General features: G+C 65.5%; 14 protein-coding genes. 10 read left to right on the top strand and 4 right to left on the bottom strand.

The genetic code is table 11. From position 1 onward, the window contains the following. Nucleotides 1-119 precede the first annotated feature (119 nt). Nucleotides 120-377: a metal-sensitive transcriptional regulator gene (locus PV761_RS03010; protein ID WP_028270603.1), complete on the bottom strand. Its 258-nt coding sequence runs from the start codon at nt 375-377 to the stop codon at nt 120-122. Between the two features lie 177 nt (nt 378-554). On the opposite strand from PV761_RS03010, the gene PV761_RS03005 reads away from it, so the two are divergent. Further along, nucleotides 555-1,433 (top strand): SGNH/GDSL hydrolase family protein, encoded by an 879-nt coding sequence (locus PV761_RS03005; protein ID WP_347894235.1) that lies wholly within the window; start codon nt 555-557, stop codon nt 1,431-1,433. A gap of 77 nt (nt 1,434-1,510) precedes the next feature. After that, a complete protein-coding gene (locus PV761_RS03000; protein WP_028270601.1) occupies nt 1,511-1,720 on the top strand; it encodes a dodecin in 210 nt (69 codons plus the stop codon). Nucleotides 1,721-1,739: 19 nt separating this feature from the next. Here PV761_RS03000 and PV761_RS02995 read toward each other — a convergent pair whose 3' ends face one another. Both PV761_RS02995 and PV761_RS02990 read right to left on the bottom strand, forming a co-directional pair. After that, nucleotides 1,740-1,937 (bottom strand): hypothetical protein, encoded by a 198-nt coding sequence (locus tag PV761_RS02995; protein ID WP_347894219.1) that lies wholly within the window; start codon nt 1,935-1,937, stop codon nt 1,740-1,742. Between the two features lie 87 nt (nt 1,938-2,024). Then, on the bottom strand, nt 2,025-2,921 hold the full coding sequence (locus PV761_RS02990) for a helix-turn-helix transcriptional regulator (RefSeq protein ID WP_347894217.1): 897 nt from the start codon (nt 2,919-2,921) through the stop codon (nt 2,025-2,027). Nucleotides 2,922-3,138: 217 nt separating this feature from the next. Between PV761_RS02990 and PV761_RS02985 the strand changes: the two genes are divergently transcribed. From PV761_RS02985 to PV761_RS02955, 7 genes are all read left to right on the top strand, one after another. After that, the gene (locus PV761_RS02985; protein WP_347894215.1) at nt 3,139-3,984 is read left to right on the top strand and encodes an aldo/keto reductase; all 846 of its coding nucleotides are present in this window, start codon (nt 3,139-3,141) and stop codon (nt 3,982-3,984) included. A gap of 36 nt (nt 3,985-4,020) precedes the next feature. Then, nucleotides 4,021-4,992 carry an aldo/keto reductase gene (locus PV761_RS02980; protein WP_347894213.1) on the top strand — a complete coding sequence of 324 codons (972 nt, stop codon included), beginning with the start codon at nt 4,021-4,023 and terminating at the stop codon, nt 4,990-4,992. A gap of 64 nt (nt 4,993-5,056) precedes the next feature. Continuing rightward, entirely contained in the window at nt 5,057-5,887 is an 831-nt protein-coding gene (locus PV761_RS02975) for an aldo/keto reductase (RefSeq protein WP_028270597.1), read from the top strand. A 133-nt stretch (nt 5,888-6,020) separates the two neighbouring features. After that, nucleotides 6,021-6,284 carry a GlsB/YeaQ/YmgE family stress response membrane protein gene (locus PV761_RS02970; protein ID WP_011690132.1) on the top strand — a complete coding sequence of 88 codons (264 nt, stop codon included), beginning with the start codon at nt 6,021-6,023 and terminating at the stop codon, nt 6,282-6,284. A 218-nt stretch (nt 6,285-6,502) separates the two neighbouring features. Further along, the gene (locus PV761_RS02965) at nt 6,503-6,994 is read left to right on the top strand and encodes a YtxH domain-containing protein (protein WP_028270596.1); all 492 of its coding nucleotides are present in this window, start codon (nt 6,503-6,505) and stop codon (nt 6,992-6,994) included. Nucleotides 6,995-7,278: 284 nt separating this feature from the next. Continuing rightward, nucleotides 7,279-9,438 (top strand): glycogen debranching N-terminal domain-containing protein, encoded by a 2,160-nt coding sequence (locus tag PV761_RS02960; protein WP_347894210.1) that lies wholly within the window; start codon nt 7,279-7,281, stop codon nt 9,436-9,438. 13 nt (nt 9,439-9,451) lie between these two features. Further along, on the top strand, nt 9,452-10,507 hold the full coding sequence (locus PV761_RS02955) for a glycosyltransferase family 4 protein (RefSeq protein WP_347894208.1): 1,056 nt from the start codon (nt 9,452-9,454) through the stop codon (nt 10,505-10,507). 71 nt (nt 10,508-10,578) lie between these two features. On the opposite strand, the gene PV761_RS02950 is transcribed toward PV761_RS02955, so the two are convergent. After that, nucleotides 10,579-11,502, bottom strand: a complete 924-nt coding sequence (locus tag PV761_RS02950) for a putative protein N(5)-glutamine methyltransferase (protein ID WP_347894206.1) — start codon at nt 11,500-11,502, stop codon at nt 10,579-10,581. A 313-nt stretch (nt 11,503-11,815) separates the two neighbouring features. Here PV761_RS02950 and PV761_RS02945 point away from each other — a divergent pair, with 313 nt between their 5' ends. Then, nucleotides 11,816-14,806 carry an alpha-amylase family glycosyl hydrolase gene (locus PV761_RS02945; protein WP_347894233.1) on the top strand — a complete coding sequence of 997 codons (2,991 nt, stop codon included), beginning with the start codon at nt 11,816-11,818 and terminating at the stop codon, nt 14,804-14,806. Nucleotides 14,807-14,894 lie beyond the last annotated feature (88 nt).

Here is a 14,894-nt window from a genome sequence, read left to right as displayed (position 1 = left end):
TCGGCCCACTCTTCTACGTCCGCCACACAAATATCATCACTCACCACCAACGATTAACAGGTTCCCAGCCGAAAGTCCGATTAAACCGCCGAAAGTCACCAATAAACGCGACTGTAGTACTAGGCGAGGGAGAGGAAGAGCTTCTCCAGCTCGGCCCTGTCCAGGCTGGGGTCTTCCTGCTGCATGCACTGCTGCAGGCCCGTGGCGATGATGGAGAACCCGGCCCTGTCCAGGGCGCTGGACACGGCGGCCAACTGGGTGACCACACTCTTGCAGTCGCGGCCCTCCTCAATCATCCGCGTGACGGCAGCAAGCTGCCCCTGGGCGCGGCGCAGGCGGTTGATGACCGGCTTCATGTCGGCGGGATCGAGTTCCATTGCTTCCTCCGTGGCTCTAGGACTCCCTCCATCTTATACCCCCCTTGGTATTTGTTTGCCTTCCTGCAAGGGGAATCACACCGGCTGCCGGCCGTCGCAGCACCTGCGGAAATGCGACCTTCGGCCCTGTTTTAGGGCTGGGCGGGGGATCACCATGGGAACGTGAGTACGTTCAGTATTCCTGGACCGGCGCGGACACCCCCCGCGGCGGGCACTCCGGCTCCGCACCCCTGGAACCGATACGTGGCACTGGGAGATTCCTTTACCGAGGGGTACGGCGATCCGGAGCCACGGAGCCCCGGAGGTGTCCGCGGCTGGGCGGACCGGGTTGCCGAAGAACTGAGCCAGGGCCACCAGGACTTCGCCTACGCCAACCTGGCCGTCAGGGGCCGCCTGCTCCAGCAGATCGTGGATGACCAGCTGGGGCCGGCCCTCGAGCTGAAGCCGGACCTGGTCACGCTCTCCGCGGGCGGCAATGACATCGTGTTCCGCGGCAGCGACCCGGACAAGCTGGCAGAGAGGCTGGATCCGGCGATCGCACTGCTGAGCGCCACCGGAGCAACAGTGGTGCTCTTCACCGGCCCGGACTGGGGAAGCACTCCGGTGTTCAGCCGCATCCGCGGCAAGGTGGCCATCTTCAACGAAAACATACGCACCATTGCGGCCCGGCATGACGGCGTGGTGGCCGACCTCTGGAGCCTGCGCCAGTTGGCCGCTCCGCACATGTGGGATCCGGACCGGCTCCATTTCTCACCGCTGGGCCATCACACCATCGCGGCCATGGTGCTGGAGACACTGAATGTCCCGCACACCCTGGAACCCCTGGAGCCCAAGGTGCTGCCGGTCGGCAGCTGGCGGCAGGCCCGAAGCAGCGACCTGGTCTGGGCCAAGGATTACCTGTTCCCCTGGGTGGTGCGCCGGGTCCGGCAACGCCCCGCGAACCTGGGCCTGACAGCCAAACGACCGGAACCCGGCCCCGTGTTCGGTCCGGGCGTGGCGCACGGGCCGCTTCCGGCAGGTCCGTTCCCCACCGGCCCGATGGCCGCGAAACCCTAGTCGCGCCGCCGCTCGTCCGCTAATCTGCAGGGACGGCCCGCAGTTCCGGGTGTCAATGGAGATTATGAGGAGCGAAGTTGTCGAATCACACCTACAGCATTTCTGAAATTGTCGGAACTTCAAGCGAGGGCGTGGACGCTGCCGTCCGCAACGGGATCGCCGAGGCCGCGAAGACCCTCCGCAACCTGGACTGGTTCGAAGTCAAGGAAATCCGCGGGCATCTGGAAGACGGAAAGGTGGCCGACTGGCAGGTAACCATCAAACTCGGTTTCCGCCTGGAGCGCTAACCCCGGCGTCCGGCAGGGTTCAGCGGGACGTGGCCCCTGCCGTAACGCGCCGCCACACGGTGGGAGCGCCGTTGTAGGACGGGAAAACGTGTCCCTCGAAGAAGGTTTGCCCATCATGCGGCGCGCCCACAGGGGCCCACAGTCCGGAAGCCGGGCAGTGGATTCCTGTGGCCCCGGCGGTGGCCACTCGTTCGCGGAGCAGTGCGATGCGCTTCATCGTTGAATCCCATCCTTGGTAGTAAAATAAGGTCTACCCCAAGACTAGGAAAACCCCCGGCACTCCCCAATGGGCGTTTGCCCAGAATCAGGCGGGTTCATGTGGCAACTGCACAGCCACATCGGCCGGCCGGGCGGACACGCTGTCCATACCGGCACCGAAGCTGCTCAGCAGCGTCAATGAATCAGCCGACGGCGACCCCGGCTTCGCGGAAAACACCCGGAGGACCTGCTCCGGATCATCCGGAAGCACCAGGTTTTCAAAGTTCAGTTCCAGGTCTCCCACCGCAGGATGGCGGAGCCTGACGCTGCCCGCCGACGGAGCGGCCACACGGTGCCCGGCCCACCATTGCCGGAAGTGTTCGCTGTGCACCGCGAGTTCGCCCACCAGCTGATTGGCCTGGGCATCGTTGGGGTGACGGCCAACGTCCCCGCGAAGGGCGCCGACCGCATCTGACGCCACGGCCTTCCAATCGCGGAACAGCTCACGGGTGCGCGGATCGAGCATCAGCCAGCGCGTCAGGTTGCGCTCCCCCGCGGGCATGGCAGGGAAGTCGGCAAACAGCAGGAAGGCCAGCCTGTTGCCGGCCAGGACGTCGCTCCGGCGGCCCAGGACCAGCGCGGGAACGTCACCCACCGCATCCAGTAGCTGGCGCAGCGCGGGGCGGACACTCTGGACCGGGACAGGCGACCCCTGCGAGGCCGCACAGTTCTCCATCAGGTCCATCATGTGCGCGTGCTCGCTGGAATCGAGGCGCAGCGCACGCGCTACGGAATCAAGCACCGCCCTGGACGGGTGGATGTTGCGGCCCTGCTCCAGGCGCGTGTAGTAATCCGTGCTCACATCCGCAAGCCGCGCGATCTCCTCACGGCGCAGCCCGGGAACCCTCCGGGCACCCGAGGTTCCGGCCAGCCCGGCGTCCTCCGGCTTCAGCCTCGACCTCATGGCCTTCAGGAATTTTCCAAACTCGGCGCTCTGACCCATGCCTTCCATTGTGCACGGCCCGCAAGCCTCCGTTCTACAACGAACGTAGGACTGGCAGTCCTAGGAAAAACACGAACAGGCATCCCTGCTGACACGGCAGGGCAAAGTGCATAGGCTCGAAGCCTGGCCAGCACGAAAGCGGTTTCCCGCGAGCCTGCCTTTCCGCGGGCCCGCCTCGGCCCGTTCGACAATCCCCCACTATCGGAAGAAACTGACGATGTCCCAGACGAACCAAAACACCATTCCGCAGCTGACCCTCAACAACGGAGTCCGGATCCCGCAACTCGGCTTCGGCGTGTTCCAGGTGCCGCCGGAAGAAACGCAGCGCATCGTTGAAGATGCCCTGGAAGCGGGCTACCGCCACATTGATACCGCTGCCGCCTACCGGAACGAAGCGGGAGTCGGGGCCGCCATCGCTGCCTCGGGCATTCCCCGCGAGGACATCTTCATCACCACCAAGCTCCGTAACGGCGAACAGGGCAACGCGCACGAGGCGTTCCAGAACAGCCGCAAGGCTCTCGGCGTCGACTTCGTTGACCTTTACCTGATCCACTGGCCGGTGCCTTCCCAGGGGCTTTTCTCCGACGCCTGGAAGGCGATGGAGAAGCTCTACGCCAACAGCCAGATCCGAGCCATCGGCGTCTCCAACTTCCTCGCGGAACACCTGGACACGCTCCTCCCGGCGGCGGATGTTGTCCCGGCAGTGAACCAGTTCGAAAGCCACCCCACCTTCCAGCAGCAGGACCTGGCCGCGAAGTGCAGGGAACTCGGCATCGCCGTGGAGGCGTACAGCCCGCTCGGCCAGGGCGCGGACCTGAATGCAGCAGCCGTGAAGGATCTCGCCGGCACACACAACGCCACGCCCGCCCAGATCGTGCTGGCGTGGCACCTCGCCCAGGGCACCATCGTCATCCCCAAGTCGGCCGATTCTCAGCGGATGCGGGAAAACCTGGGCGCCGGCGCCGTCGAACTTTCAGCCGCCGAACTCAGCGAAATCACCGCCCTGGAGTCGGGCGCCCGCGCGGGCGCCGATCCCGCCGTCGCCGCCTTCAGCCAGATGTAACCGACCCCCACCCACAGACAGATAGGATCCCCCGGCATGCAGTACACCCACCTCGGCCGCTCCGGCCTGCAGGTTTCCCGCCTGTGCCTTGGCACCATGAACTTCGGCCCGCAGACCGAAGAAGCGGCCGCGCACTCCATCATGGACTCCGCGTTGGAGTCCGGCATTAATTTCTTTGACACCGCGAACGTCTACGGCGGTGCCGGCCGCCGCGGCTGGACCGAGGAAATCATTGGCCGCTGGCTCGCCCAGGGCGGCGAGCGCCGCGAACGCACCGTACTGGCCACCAAGCTCTACGGCACCATGACGGACCGGCCCAACGAGTCCAAGTTGTCCGCCCTGAACATCAGGCGGGCGCTGGACGCCAGCCTCAAACGGCTCCAGACGGATTACATCGACCTCTACCAGTTCCACCACGTCGACCGGAACACGCCCTGGGACGAGATCTGGCAGGCCATGGACGTCGCGGTTCAGCAGGGCAAGATCCTCTACGCGGGCAGCAGCAACTTCGCCGGCTGGCACATCGCCCAGGCACAGGAGTCCGCCGCCCGCCGCAACTTCACGGGCCTGGTCAGTGAGCAGTCCATCTACAACCTCCTGACCCGCAACCTGGAGCTGGAAGTCATCCCTGCCGCGCAGCAGTACGGGCTGGGGCTGATCCCCTGGTCGCCGCTGCACGGCGGCCTGCTGGGCGGCGTGCTGAAGAAGGAGCGCGACGGCGTCCGCCGCACCGAAGGGCGGGCGGCCGAAACGCTGAAGAAGCACCAGGACCAGATCCGCCAGTACGAGGACCTGGCCGACGACCTCGGCCATGAGCCGGGCGACGTCGCCCTCGCGTGGCTGTTGCACCAGCCCGCGGTCACCGCACCGATCGTCGGTCCCCGCACGCAGGAACAGCTCGACGCCGCCGTCCGTGCCCTCGACGTGAAGCTCGACGATGATGCGCTCAAGCGCCTCGACGACATTTTCCCGGGCCACCGCACCGCTCCGGAAGACTACGCCTGGTAAATCGTTGGCAGACCGTGCCTTTTGACATCTGTGCAAACCGGCCCCGATAGGAAAGACTTTTGAAATGGCGCTTTCACCAGTGATTGAGCTCAATGACGGCTACCGGATTCCCCAGATCGGACTGGGAACCTGGCCGCTGGACGACCAGCAGGTGGCTGCCGCCGTCGTGGACGCCGTGGAAGCCGGGTACCGGCATATCGACACCGCGGTGAAATACGGCAACGAAAAAGGCGTGGGGAACGGCATCCGCAGCAGCGGCCTGGACCGGTCGGAAGTGTTCATCACCACCAAACTGGACGGTGAATTTCAAGGCCAAGACAGGGCCGTGGCGGGACTTGACGGGTCACTCAAGCGCCTCGGGCTGGACTACGTGGATCTCCTGTTGATCCACTGGCCGCTCCCCCGGCGGGACGAATTCATCTCAACGTGGAAAACTTTTGAGCGGTTGCAGGCCGACGGAAAAGTGCGGTCAATCGGCGTCTCCAACTTCAAGCCGGCGCACCTGGAACGGCTTATGGCCGAGTGCGATGTGGTGCCGGCCGTCAACCAGATCCAGGTCAGCCCGGCCGTCACCCGGATCGTGGATATCTCCTACGACAGACGGCATGGAATCGTCACCGAGTCGTACAGCCCGCTGGGTGCGGGCGGCGACCTCCTGAACGCCCCAGTACTGGGAAAGATCGCCGAAAAGCATGGCAAAACCCCCGGCCAGATCGTGCTGCGATGGCATGTGGAGCAGGGCCTCGTTGCCATCCCCAAGTCGGCCAATCCACAGCGCATGAAAGAGAACCTGGACATCTTCGGCTTTGCTTTGGACGCGGACGACACATCAGCCATAGCCACGCTGGACGGGGGTGACGAGTCCGGGGTTAATTCCGACGTTCAAGGTCACTGAAAACGGCGCTCCCAGAAATTCACAGGTCCGCCGACTGGCAGATTAATACTAAGCATGATTAGTATTAGCGTAGAAGGATGTAGCGTGCTCGGGATCCGGGCACCTCCTCAATGAAAGAAGAAGGAACGATAAAATGGGTTTTTTCGCATTTCTGATTCTGGGCCTTATCGCCGGAGCAATCGCTAAGGCAATCCTCCCCGGCCGTCAGGGCGGTGGCATTTTCATCACCCTGCTGCTGGGCGTCGTAGGTGCATTCCTCGGCGGCTGGATTGGCAGCCTGCTCTTCGGTGTTGGCATCAACGAGTTCTTCTCGCTGTCCACTTGGCTGCTGGCCATTGGCGGCGCGATCATCGTCCTGCTTGTTTACGGCATGATCACCAAGCGCACGGCCCGCTAAAGCGGAATCCGGCCTGAGAAACGGCCCCGGGATTTTTCCTGGGGCCGTTTTTCCATTAACGGCCACCCCATCCACGGCCTTGTAGCTAGGGGCTTATACCTAGGGACTTCCATCTACCGACTTATACCTACGGGCTTAGACCGACGGGCGTTCCCCCCGGGGGTCCACCCGCACACGGATTCGCCGCAGTACGGATTCTCACGGAGCAGGAGCACATCATGAAAGCAAAACTTCTTTTCGGTACCGGAGTGGCAGCGGGCTTCGTCCTGGGCTCCAGGTCCGGCCGCGCCGCCTACGAGAAAATCAAGGCGAGGGCCGCGGCGCTCTGGGACAGCAAACCGGTCCAGGACAAAGTCGCGGCAGCAACAGAGGCGGTCAAGGAAAAGGCGCCCGAAGTGTCCGACCAGCTGACCGAGGCAGCCCGCCGTGCAGGCACCGTCATCAGTTCCGCTGTCCACCGCGACAAGGCAGCCACGGACCACACGGCTGCGACCGGGGCTCACGCGGCAGCAAGCGACTTGCCCGCCGGTGACTACGTGCCGTCCCACAGCACACATCCGGAGACGATCAATCTGGGCACCGCGGATGGCAGCGTCCCCGACGTCACCAGCGACCCGGCCCGCAATGACTCAACCGGCCAGGACTGGTCCGACGAAGGCGGCGCAACGCCCGCCGGCGCGGCCACCAACTCGAACCCTGAGCGGACCTAACAAACCCGACAGCAATAAAGCGACGGCAGTCACAGCGACAGCACTACCGCCGGCAGCACCCACGCCGACCCGTCCGGACCATTGGTTCCGGGCGGGTCGGCCTGTTTCCACGGAACCGGCGAAAGGGTCCAAAGAACCTTGCCGGAGGCGGCACGGAAATTTAGAATGTGGGTGGCTAAGCAGTCAGCCGTTGAATCCTCGGTCCGGAGTGAATTCATGAGTTTCCGACGCCTGGCCCCCGTCCCCCCGGCTTTTGCGGTGCGGCCCCTTGCCCGGCGCCGGCCATGAACGGCTGGAACCTGGACACGGCCGGCTCCACCGGCCACAACGCCGTGACCATCGTTGAAGGATCGTCGTTCTTCATTTCCGCCGGCAACGGGGACCTGGATCCCGGAATGGCCCATGGTGTTTTCTACCAGGACACCAGGATCCTGTCCCGCTGGAACCTGCTGGTGAACAACCACGTGGTGGAAGGGCTCATGGCGGTGAACCCGGAACCGTACCGGGCTGTCTTCACCGGCCGGGCGCCGCAGCCGGACGGAGCCGCCGACCGGCCCATGGTCATTGAGCGGGACCGGCAGGTGGGCGACGGCATCCGCGAGACGCTGACCGTGCGCAACTATTCCAACGCCCCGGCGCCCTGCAGCATCAAACTGGCGGTGGAGGCGGACTTCGCGGACCTCTTCGAGGTCAAGGCCGGCCGGAAGACCCGCCAGCTGCGCCCCTCCCACCGGCCGGAAGGCGACCGGCTGGTCATCAGCGGCCGCCACAACAACAGGCTGCTGGGCGTGACGGTACGCGCGCCGGGGGCAGACGTGAACCGCCACGGCGTGATGTACAAAGTGGTTGTTCCCGCGAAGGGTTCATGGACCGCCACCTTGGTGGTCACACCCAGCTCCGACGGCAGCGAACCCGCTGGCAGGTTCTCCGCCAGCACACCGCAGCACGAATCGGCTCCCGCCCTCCGCCACCGGAGCTGGGGCGCCGCCGCGCCGGTAATCAGCATGGACAACCCCTCGCTCGAAAGGATCCTGCGCCAGAGCCAGCGGGACCTGGGCTCCCTGCGGATCGCGGACCCGGCCCATCCGGACCGCACCGTGGTGGCGGCCGGCGCGCCCTGGTTCATGGCACTCTTCGGCCGCGACTCCCTGCTGACCTCGATGATGGCGCTTCCGGTTGATCCCGCCATCGCGCTCGGCACGCTGCAGACGCTTGCCGACTACCAGGGCCAAAAAATCAATAAGCTCACCGAGGAGGAACCCGGACGGATCCTCCACGAGGTGCGCCTCGGTTCAGGCGCTGCCCTGTCCCTCGGCGGAGACAAGACCTACTACGGAACGGCGGACGCCACCCCGCTGTTCGTCACGCTCCTGGGTGAAATCAGCCGCTGGGGACTGGAACCGCGGGCGGTCCAGGAACTCCTCCCCAACGCGGACCGCGCGCTGGACTGGATCACCAACTACGGCGACCGTGACGGGGACGGTTTTGTGGAATATGAGCGCGCCACCCGGCACGGCCTCCTCAACCAGGGCTGGAAAGACTCCTACGACGGAATCAACTTTGCGGACGGCACCCTCGCCGAACCTCCCATCGCCTTGTGCGAGGTCCAGGGCTATACCTACAGCGCTTACGTGGCCCGTGCCCTGCTTGCCTTGGACGCCGGTGACGGCGCACTTGCCCGCAGCTGGGGTGACCGTGCCGCAGCACTGAAGGAGGAGTTCAACCGCAGGTTCTGGCTGCCAAAGCGCGGGTACTTCGCAGTGGCCCTGGATAAGGACAAACGGCCCGTGGATGCGTGCGCCTCCAACATGGGGCACTGCCTGTGGTCGGGAATCGTCGACGACGAGAAGGCACCCCTCGTGGCGCAACGGCTCATGGAACCGGACATGTTCTCCGGCTGGGGTGTCCGCACCCTGGCTTCGACCATGGGTGCGTTCAATCCCGTGAGCTACCACAACGGCTCCGTGTGGCCGCATGACAACGCCCTGATTGCCGCCGGCTTGATGCGGTACGGCTTCATTGAAGAATCGCAGCGGGTGGCCATGGCACTCTTCGACGCCGCGGAGGCCTTCGGCGGCAGGCTCCCCGAGCTGTTCTGCGGTTTCCCGCGCGAAGCGGGCCGGCCCCCGGTGTCCTACCCGTCGTCGTGCTCTCCGCAGGCCTGGGCAGCGGCCACGCCCATCCACCTCATCCGCGTCCTGCTGCGCTTCGACCCTTCCGCGCCCACCGGGCGGCTTTGGCTGAGCCCCGTGTTTCCGGACGGATTCGGCTACCTGAAGAAGGAACAAGTGCCGCTAGCCGGTTCCCGCCTGACCATCGAGGTTTCGCGTAACGCAGCCCATGTGACGGGGCTGCCGGCGTCGATTGAACTGCATCTGGGGACGCAGGAACCCCTGGCGGACCTCATCCGGGTCCACCATGACCCCGGCCAGAGGGCCGGCTGACATAGGAGGCACTATGCGTATTGGCATCCTGGCACCACCATGGATTCCCGTTCCCCCGCCAAGCTACGGCGGGACGGAATCCGTGGTCCACACCCTGGCGGCGGGGCTCGCAGAGGCAGGGCACGATGTTGTGCTTGCCGCCTCGAGCGACAGCACGTGTCCTGTTCCGAGGGTTCCGGGCCTCTCCGACTCGTCCGAACTCAGCATGGACTCGGGACGGCAGGAGATCCTGCATGTCCTGCGTGCCTATGAATCCATGACGGACGTGGACATCATCCACGACCACACGCTGCTCGGTCCGCTGTGCCAGCGGGAGATGCCTGACATTCCCCGCGCCACGACTTTGCACGGGCCTTTCGACGACGAACTCACGCTGATCTACCGTGCCATGCAACGGGAGACAGCGCTTGTGGCCATCTCGCACCATCAGGCCTCCACGGCCCGCGGGGTAAAGGTGGACGCGGTCATCCACCATGGCGTTGACGTCAGGGTTATCCGGTACAGCCCGTCGCACAACGGCGGAGCGTGCTTCCTGGGACGGATGCATCCGAACAAAGGCCTCCTGCAGGCCATCATGGTGGCGCGCCGGGCGGGCATCCCGTTGCGGATCGGCGCGAAGATGCGGGAGCCGTTTGAGCTGGACTACTTCCACGACGTGATCGAACCCCTCCTGGGCGTGGACGTTGAATACCTCGGCGAGCTGGGGACGGCGGACAAATACCAACTCCTGGGCGAGTCCGTGGCCCTCCTGAACCCGATCCAATGGCCGGAACCGTTCGGAATGGTGATGATTGAGGCCCTCGCCGCCGGCACACCGGTGGTGGCGACCCGCCGGGGGTCCGCTCCGGAAATCATTAACGACGGCGAAACGGGGTTCCTGGCGGACAGCGTCGAGGCTCTCGCGGAGGCACTCCAGGGCGCCGGCTGGCTGCGCCGCAGCGACTGCCGGCGTGCGGCCGAGCAACGCTTCAGTTCCCAGCGGATGGTCCAGGAGTACCTCCGGTTCTACTCCGACCTGCTTGCGGGATCACAGCGGGCTGCCGAGGAACCCGCCGCCGCCGGATTCTGAGCTACCGCCGGTTCTGGGCTACTGCCGGATTCTGAGCTACCGCCGGTTCTGGGCTACTGCCGGATTCTGGGCTACCGCCGCTTCTGAGCCGCATTGCCCGCAGAGGCTGCGCCGGCAGAGGCTGCGCCGATAGAGGCTGTGCCGATGGCTACTGTGGCGTCCAGCTCCGGGTCGCTGGCCAGCCTGGCGGTCAGTCCTGCCCGCCGCATGAGCCCGATAGTCCGGCGCGCCTGCCCCCGGCTCGTCTCGATCAGCACGTGCCCGCCCGGGCCAAGCCAGGCCGGCGCCTCCGCGATGACCCTGCGCTGGATGTCCAGCCCGTCCGGACCGCCGTCCAGCGACATCCGCGGTTCGTGCGTGCGGGCTTCCGGCGGCATGGTTCCGATCGCCGCAGTGGGCACGTAAGGTGCGTTGGCCATCACGACGGCGATGCGGCCCCTCAGCCCGGGCGGCAGCGGTTCGAACAGATCACCCTCGTGGACGTGCCCGCCCACCGGCTCGATGTTGCCTTTGGCGCACAGCACTGCGGCCGGATCCAGATCAGAGGCATGCAGTTCGATTCCGGTCACCCGGGCCGCCAGCGCCACCCCCACGGCTCCGGAACCGCAGCACAGGTCCACGACGACGGCCCTCCCCGCGGTGCGCCGCCCGCCGTCGTGCGTGCCTCCACCGGAAGTCGTGCCTTCGGAGGTCGCGCCTTCGTGCGCGCCTTCGTGCGCGCGGAGCAGCAGCTCCGCCTGCCGGACCAGGAACTCGGTGCGGCGGCGGGGCACAAACACTCCGCTGGCCACGCCGATGCGGAGTCCGCAGAATTCCACCCAGCCGAGGATGTGTTCCAGCGGCAAGCCGGCCGCGCGCCGTCCGATCATAGTTTCCAGTTCCGCAGCCGAGGCGGCGGCGTCCGTCAGCAGTCCGGCCTCCTCCTCGGCGAACACGCAGCCCGCGGCCCTGAGGCGGCGGACGGCGTCTTCCTGAAAGCCGGCCGAACCGGTCAAGCGGGGCCGGAATGAGCGTTCTGGCGGCAAGAGCAGGCTCCCTCAGCTGCGGGTCGGTGGGTTTCATGCTACCCAACGGGAGCGGATACAAAGCAACCTTGGGATTAGCTGGAAAAAGTCGGTGCAAGCGCTTACAGTTGTGACTTGGCTCTCAGATGCCGCACTCCAGCATCATCCTTCACAACAGCACCGTCGCTCTCCGGAAGGTCTCCTTATCGTGTTTTTCCGCAGTCCACACCACAAGAATCCACCCTGCAGGCAGCACGCCAGAGGCGTCGCCGCGGTGGTCGCAGCACTGGTTGCCGCCGCCTCGCTGGCCGCCCCGGCCCATGCGGCGCCGCAGCCGAAAGACCCCGGCGCACCGGCGGCCTCCCACTCGCTCCGGGCGCCGGTGACGGATGAGAACTTCTACTTCGTGATGGCGGACCGCTTCAGCAACGGAAGCACCGCGAACGACGACGGCGGGCTGGGCAGCGACCCGATGGTTTCCGGCTTCGACCCGACGAAGAAGGGCTTCTACAACGGCGGCGACCTCAAAGGCCTGCTCGACAAGATCGACTACATCCAGGGCCTGGGCACCACATCCATCTGGCTGACGCCCAGTTTTAAGAACAAGGCAGTCCAGACGGAGGACAAGTCGGCCGGGTACCACGGGTACTGGGTCACGGACTTCACCCAGATCGACCCGCACCTGGGCACCAACGCCGAGCTGAAAGCACTGATCGACGAGGCGCATGCACGCGGGATGAAGGTCTATTTCGACATCATCACCAACCACACAGCGGACGTGATTGGCTACAAAGACGGCGCGCGCAAGCCATACGTCTCCAAGGACGCCGCGCCCTACAAAACAGCGGCCGGCGAGGTGTTCGACGACCGCGACTACGCCGGAACGGACACGTTTCCGGAAGTGGACCCGCTGAAGTCCTTCCCTTACGAGCCGGTCTTGGAGAAAGGCGAAGAGAGCCTCAAGGTTCCAACCTGGCTCAACAACCCCGCGCTCTATCACAACCGAGGGGACACCACCTTCCAGGGCGAGGACTCCTTCTACGGTGATTTCTTCGGCCTGGACGACCTCTTCACGGAGAACCCGCAAGTCGTGGACGGCATGACGAAGGTCTACGAAGACTGGATCAAGGATTTCGGGGTCGACGGCTTCCGGATCGACACCATGAAGCACGTGAACGACGAGTTCTGGCAAAAGTTCGGGCCCGAGGTTCTTGATTTCGCCAAGGCACAGGGCAAGGACGAGTTCTTTATGTTCGGCGAGGTCTTCGACACCTCCAAGAGCTTCACCTCGCAGTTCACCACCCGCAACAAGATGCAGGCCGTGCTGGACTTCCCGTTCCAGGACGCAGCCCGGAACTTTGCCTCCCGCAGCCAGTCCGCCAGCCAGCTGGAGACGTTCTTCGCCGGGGACGACTGGTACACGGATGCCGACTCCAACGTCTACGAACTCCCCACCTTCCTGGGCAACCACGACATGGGCCGGATCGGCAGCTTCATCGCCGCGGACAACCCTCGCGCGGACGACGCCGAACGCGTTGCCCGCGACCGGCTGGCCCACGAACTGATGTACTTCTCGCGCGGCAACCCGGTGGTGTACTACGGGGACGAGCAGGGCTTCACCGGTCCCGGCGGGGACCAGGATGCGCGCCAGACCCTTTTCGCCAGCCAGGTGCCGGAATACCTGGACGACGACCTGCTGGGCACCGATGCCAGCCACGCGACGGACAATTTTGATACCGGCCACCCGCTCTACAGCAAGATCAGCGAGCTCGCCGCGCTGACCGCCGAGCACCCGGCACTGCGCAACGGCGCCCACCAGAACCGTTATGCCGCCCAGGGCCAGGGAATCTACGCGTTCTCCCGCACCGACGCGAAAGACCAGCGCGAATACGTCGTGGCAGTGAACAACAGCGGGTCCGCGCAGACCGCCGCCGTGCCCACCTACATCGCCAAGCGCAGCTACACGCGAATTTACGGCGGCGCAGGCGACGCGGCTACCGCCGCAGAGGTCAAGACGGCTGACGACGGCAAGCTCACCGTCACCGTTCCGCCGCTGTCCGCAGTGGTGTACGAATCGTCAGGGCGGATCCCCCGCTCCAAGGCGGCTCCCGCCGTCGCCCTTCAGCAGCCGGCCACGGCGGAAGGCGACAACGGCAGGATCCGGGTGGCGGCCGACGTCGACGGTTCCTCGTTCTACGAGGTCACCTTCCAGGCGCGGACCGCGGGCGGAGAATGGGAACCGATCGGAACGGACGATACCGCCCCGTACCAGGTGTTCCACGACGTCACCGGGCTGAACCCCGGCACCGCTGTGGAATACCGGGCTGTTGTCCTCGACAACGGCGGAAACACCTCGCTCAGCGCCGCACGCAGCGGCACCGTACCCGCCCCGGTCCTGGCCATGCAGAAGCCGGCAGAGGGCAGCAGCGTGGACGGCAAGGTGGAAGTCAGTGCCACGGCCAGCCCGGAAAAGGCTGACTATACGGTCAGCTTCGGCCGCAGTGTGGACGGCGGCGAATGGACTCCGATCGGATCGGACAGTTCCTCGCCCGCGTACACGGTCTTCGACGACCTTTCGGCCCTGGGCCTGGCAGACGGAACCAAAGTCCGATACCGGGCCACCATGTCCGTTCCGGGGGCGGAGAACGTGGTGAGCGATATCCGCACCGTGGTGGCCGGGGAGATCCCGCAGCCGGACTCCGTGACCGTGGCGGGCAGCCTGAACTCGGAGATGGGTTGCCCGGGCGACTGGCAGCCTGCGTGCGGAAAGGCCTTTATGAAGCTCGACCCGGCGGACAAGGTCTGGCGCCTCACAGTGCCTAACCTGCCGGCGGGAACGTACGAGTTCAAGGCAGCGCTCAACGGCAAGTGGGACGAGAACTACGGCGCCGGCGGCGCGTTCAACGGCGGCAACATCGTGCTGGAGCACCCGGGCGGTGACGTGACGTTCCGCTACGACCACACCACACACCTGCTGAGCCCGGTCTACGCCTCCCAGCAGCCCGGGGCTGTGGCAGCAGCGGGAAGCATGAACTCCGAGCTCGGCTGCCCGGAGGACTGGATGCCCGCCTGCGACCAGGCGCAGCTGAAACTCGACCCGGCCGACCTTGTGTGGAAGCTGTCCGTGGACCTGGCCGCCGGAAACTACGAGTTCAAGGCAGCCCTGAACCGGTCGTGGGATGTCAGCTACGGCGCCGGCGGCTCGCCCAACGGCGCCAACATCAGCCTGGCGCACAAGGGTGGTCCCCTCACCCTCCGCTACGACCACTTCACGCATGTGATGACCGCCGGGTAGCTGTGCCGCCGGCGAAACGGTAATGGCACAAAGCAGCGCCGCCCTCTCCTGAGGACGGCGCTGCTTTCGGTTGTTACCGCTTGGGGTC

Origin of the sequence: Arthrobacter sp. CC3, from assembly GCF_039907775.1 — a bacterium.
In the GTDB taxonomy this organism is placed as follows: domain Bacteria; phylum Actinomycetota; class Actinomycetes; order Actinomycetales; family Micrococcaceae; genus Arthrobacter.
The sequence above is the reverse complement of the archived record's forward strand: the minus strand, read 5'-3'. Positions and strand labels throughout refer to the sequence as shown.

Excerpts from the sequence above, each read along its gene's own strand:
- PV761_RS03010 (WP_028270603.1), bottom strand. The coding sequence starts at position 377 with ATGGAACTCGATCCCGCCGACATGAAGCCGGTCATCAACCGCCTGCGC.
- PV761_RS02995 (WP_347894219.1), bottom strand. The coding sequence starts at position 1,937 with ATGAAGCGCATCGCACTGCTCCGCGAACGAGTGGCCACCGCCGGGGCC.
- PV761_RS02990 (WP_347894217.1), bottom strand. The coding sequence starts at position 2,921 with ATGGGTCAGAGCGCCGAGTTTGGAAAATTCCTGAAGGCCATGAGGTCG.
- PV761_RS02985 (WP_347894215.1), top strand. The coding sequence starts at position 3,139 with ATGTCCCAGACGAACCAAAACACCATTCCGCAGCTGACCCTCAACAAC.
- PV761_RS02980 (WP_347894213.1), top strand. The coding sequence starts at position 4,021 with ATGCAGTACACCCACCTCGGCCGCTCCGGCCTGCAGGTTTCCCGCCTG.
- PV761_RS02975 (WP_028270597.1), top strand. The coding sequence starts at position 5,057 with ATGGCGCTTTCACCAGTGATTGAGCTCAATGACGGCTACCGGATTCCC.
- PV761_RS02970 (WP_011690132.1), top strand. The coding sequence starts at position 6,021 with ATGGGTTTTTTCGCATTTCTGATTCTGGGCCTTATCGCCGGAGCAATC.
- PV761_RS02965 (WP_028270596.1), top strand. The coding sequence starts at position 6,503 with ATGAAAGCAAAACTTCTTTTCGGTACCGGAGTGGCAGCGGGCTTCGTC.
- PV761_RS02960 (WP_347894210.1), top strand. The coding sequence starts at position 7,279 with ATGAACGGCTGGAACCTGGACACGGCCGGCTCCACCGGCCACAACGCC.
- PV761_RS02955 (WP_347894208.1), top strand. The coding sequence starts at position 9,452 with ATGCGTATTGGCATCCTGGCACCACCATGGATTCCCGTTCCCCCGCCA.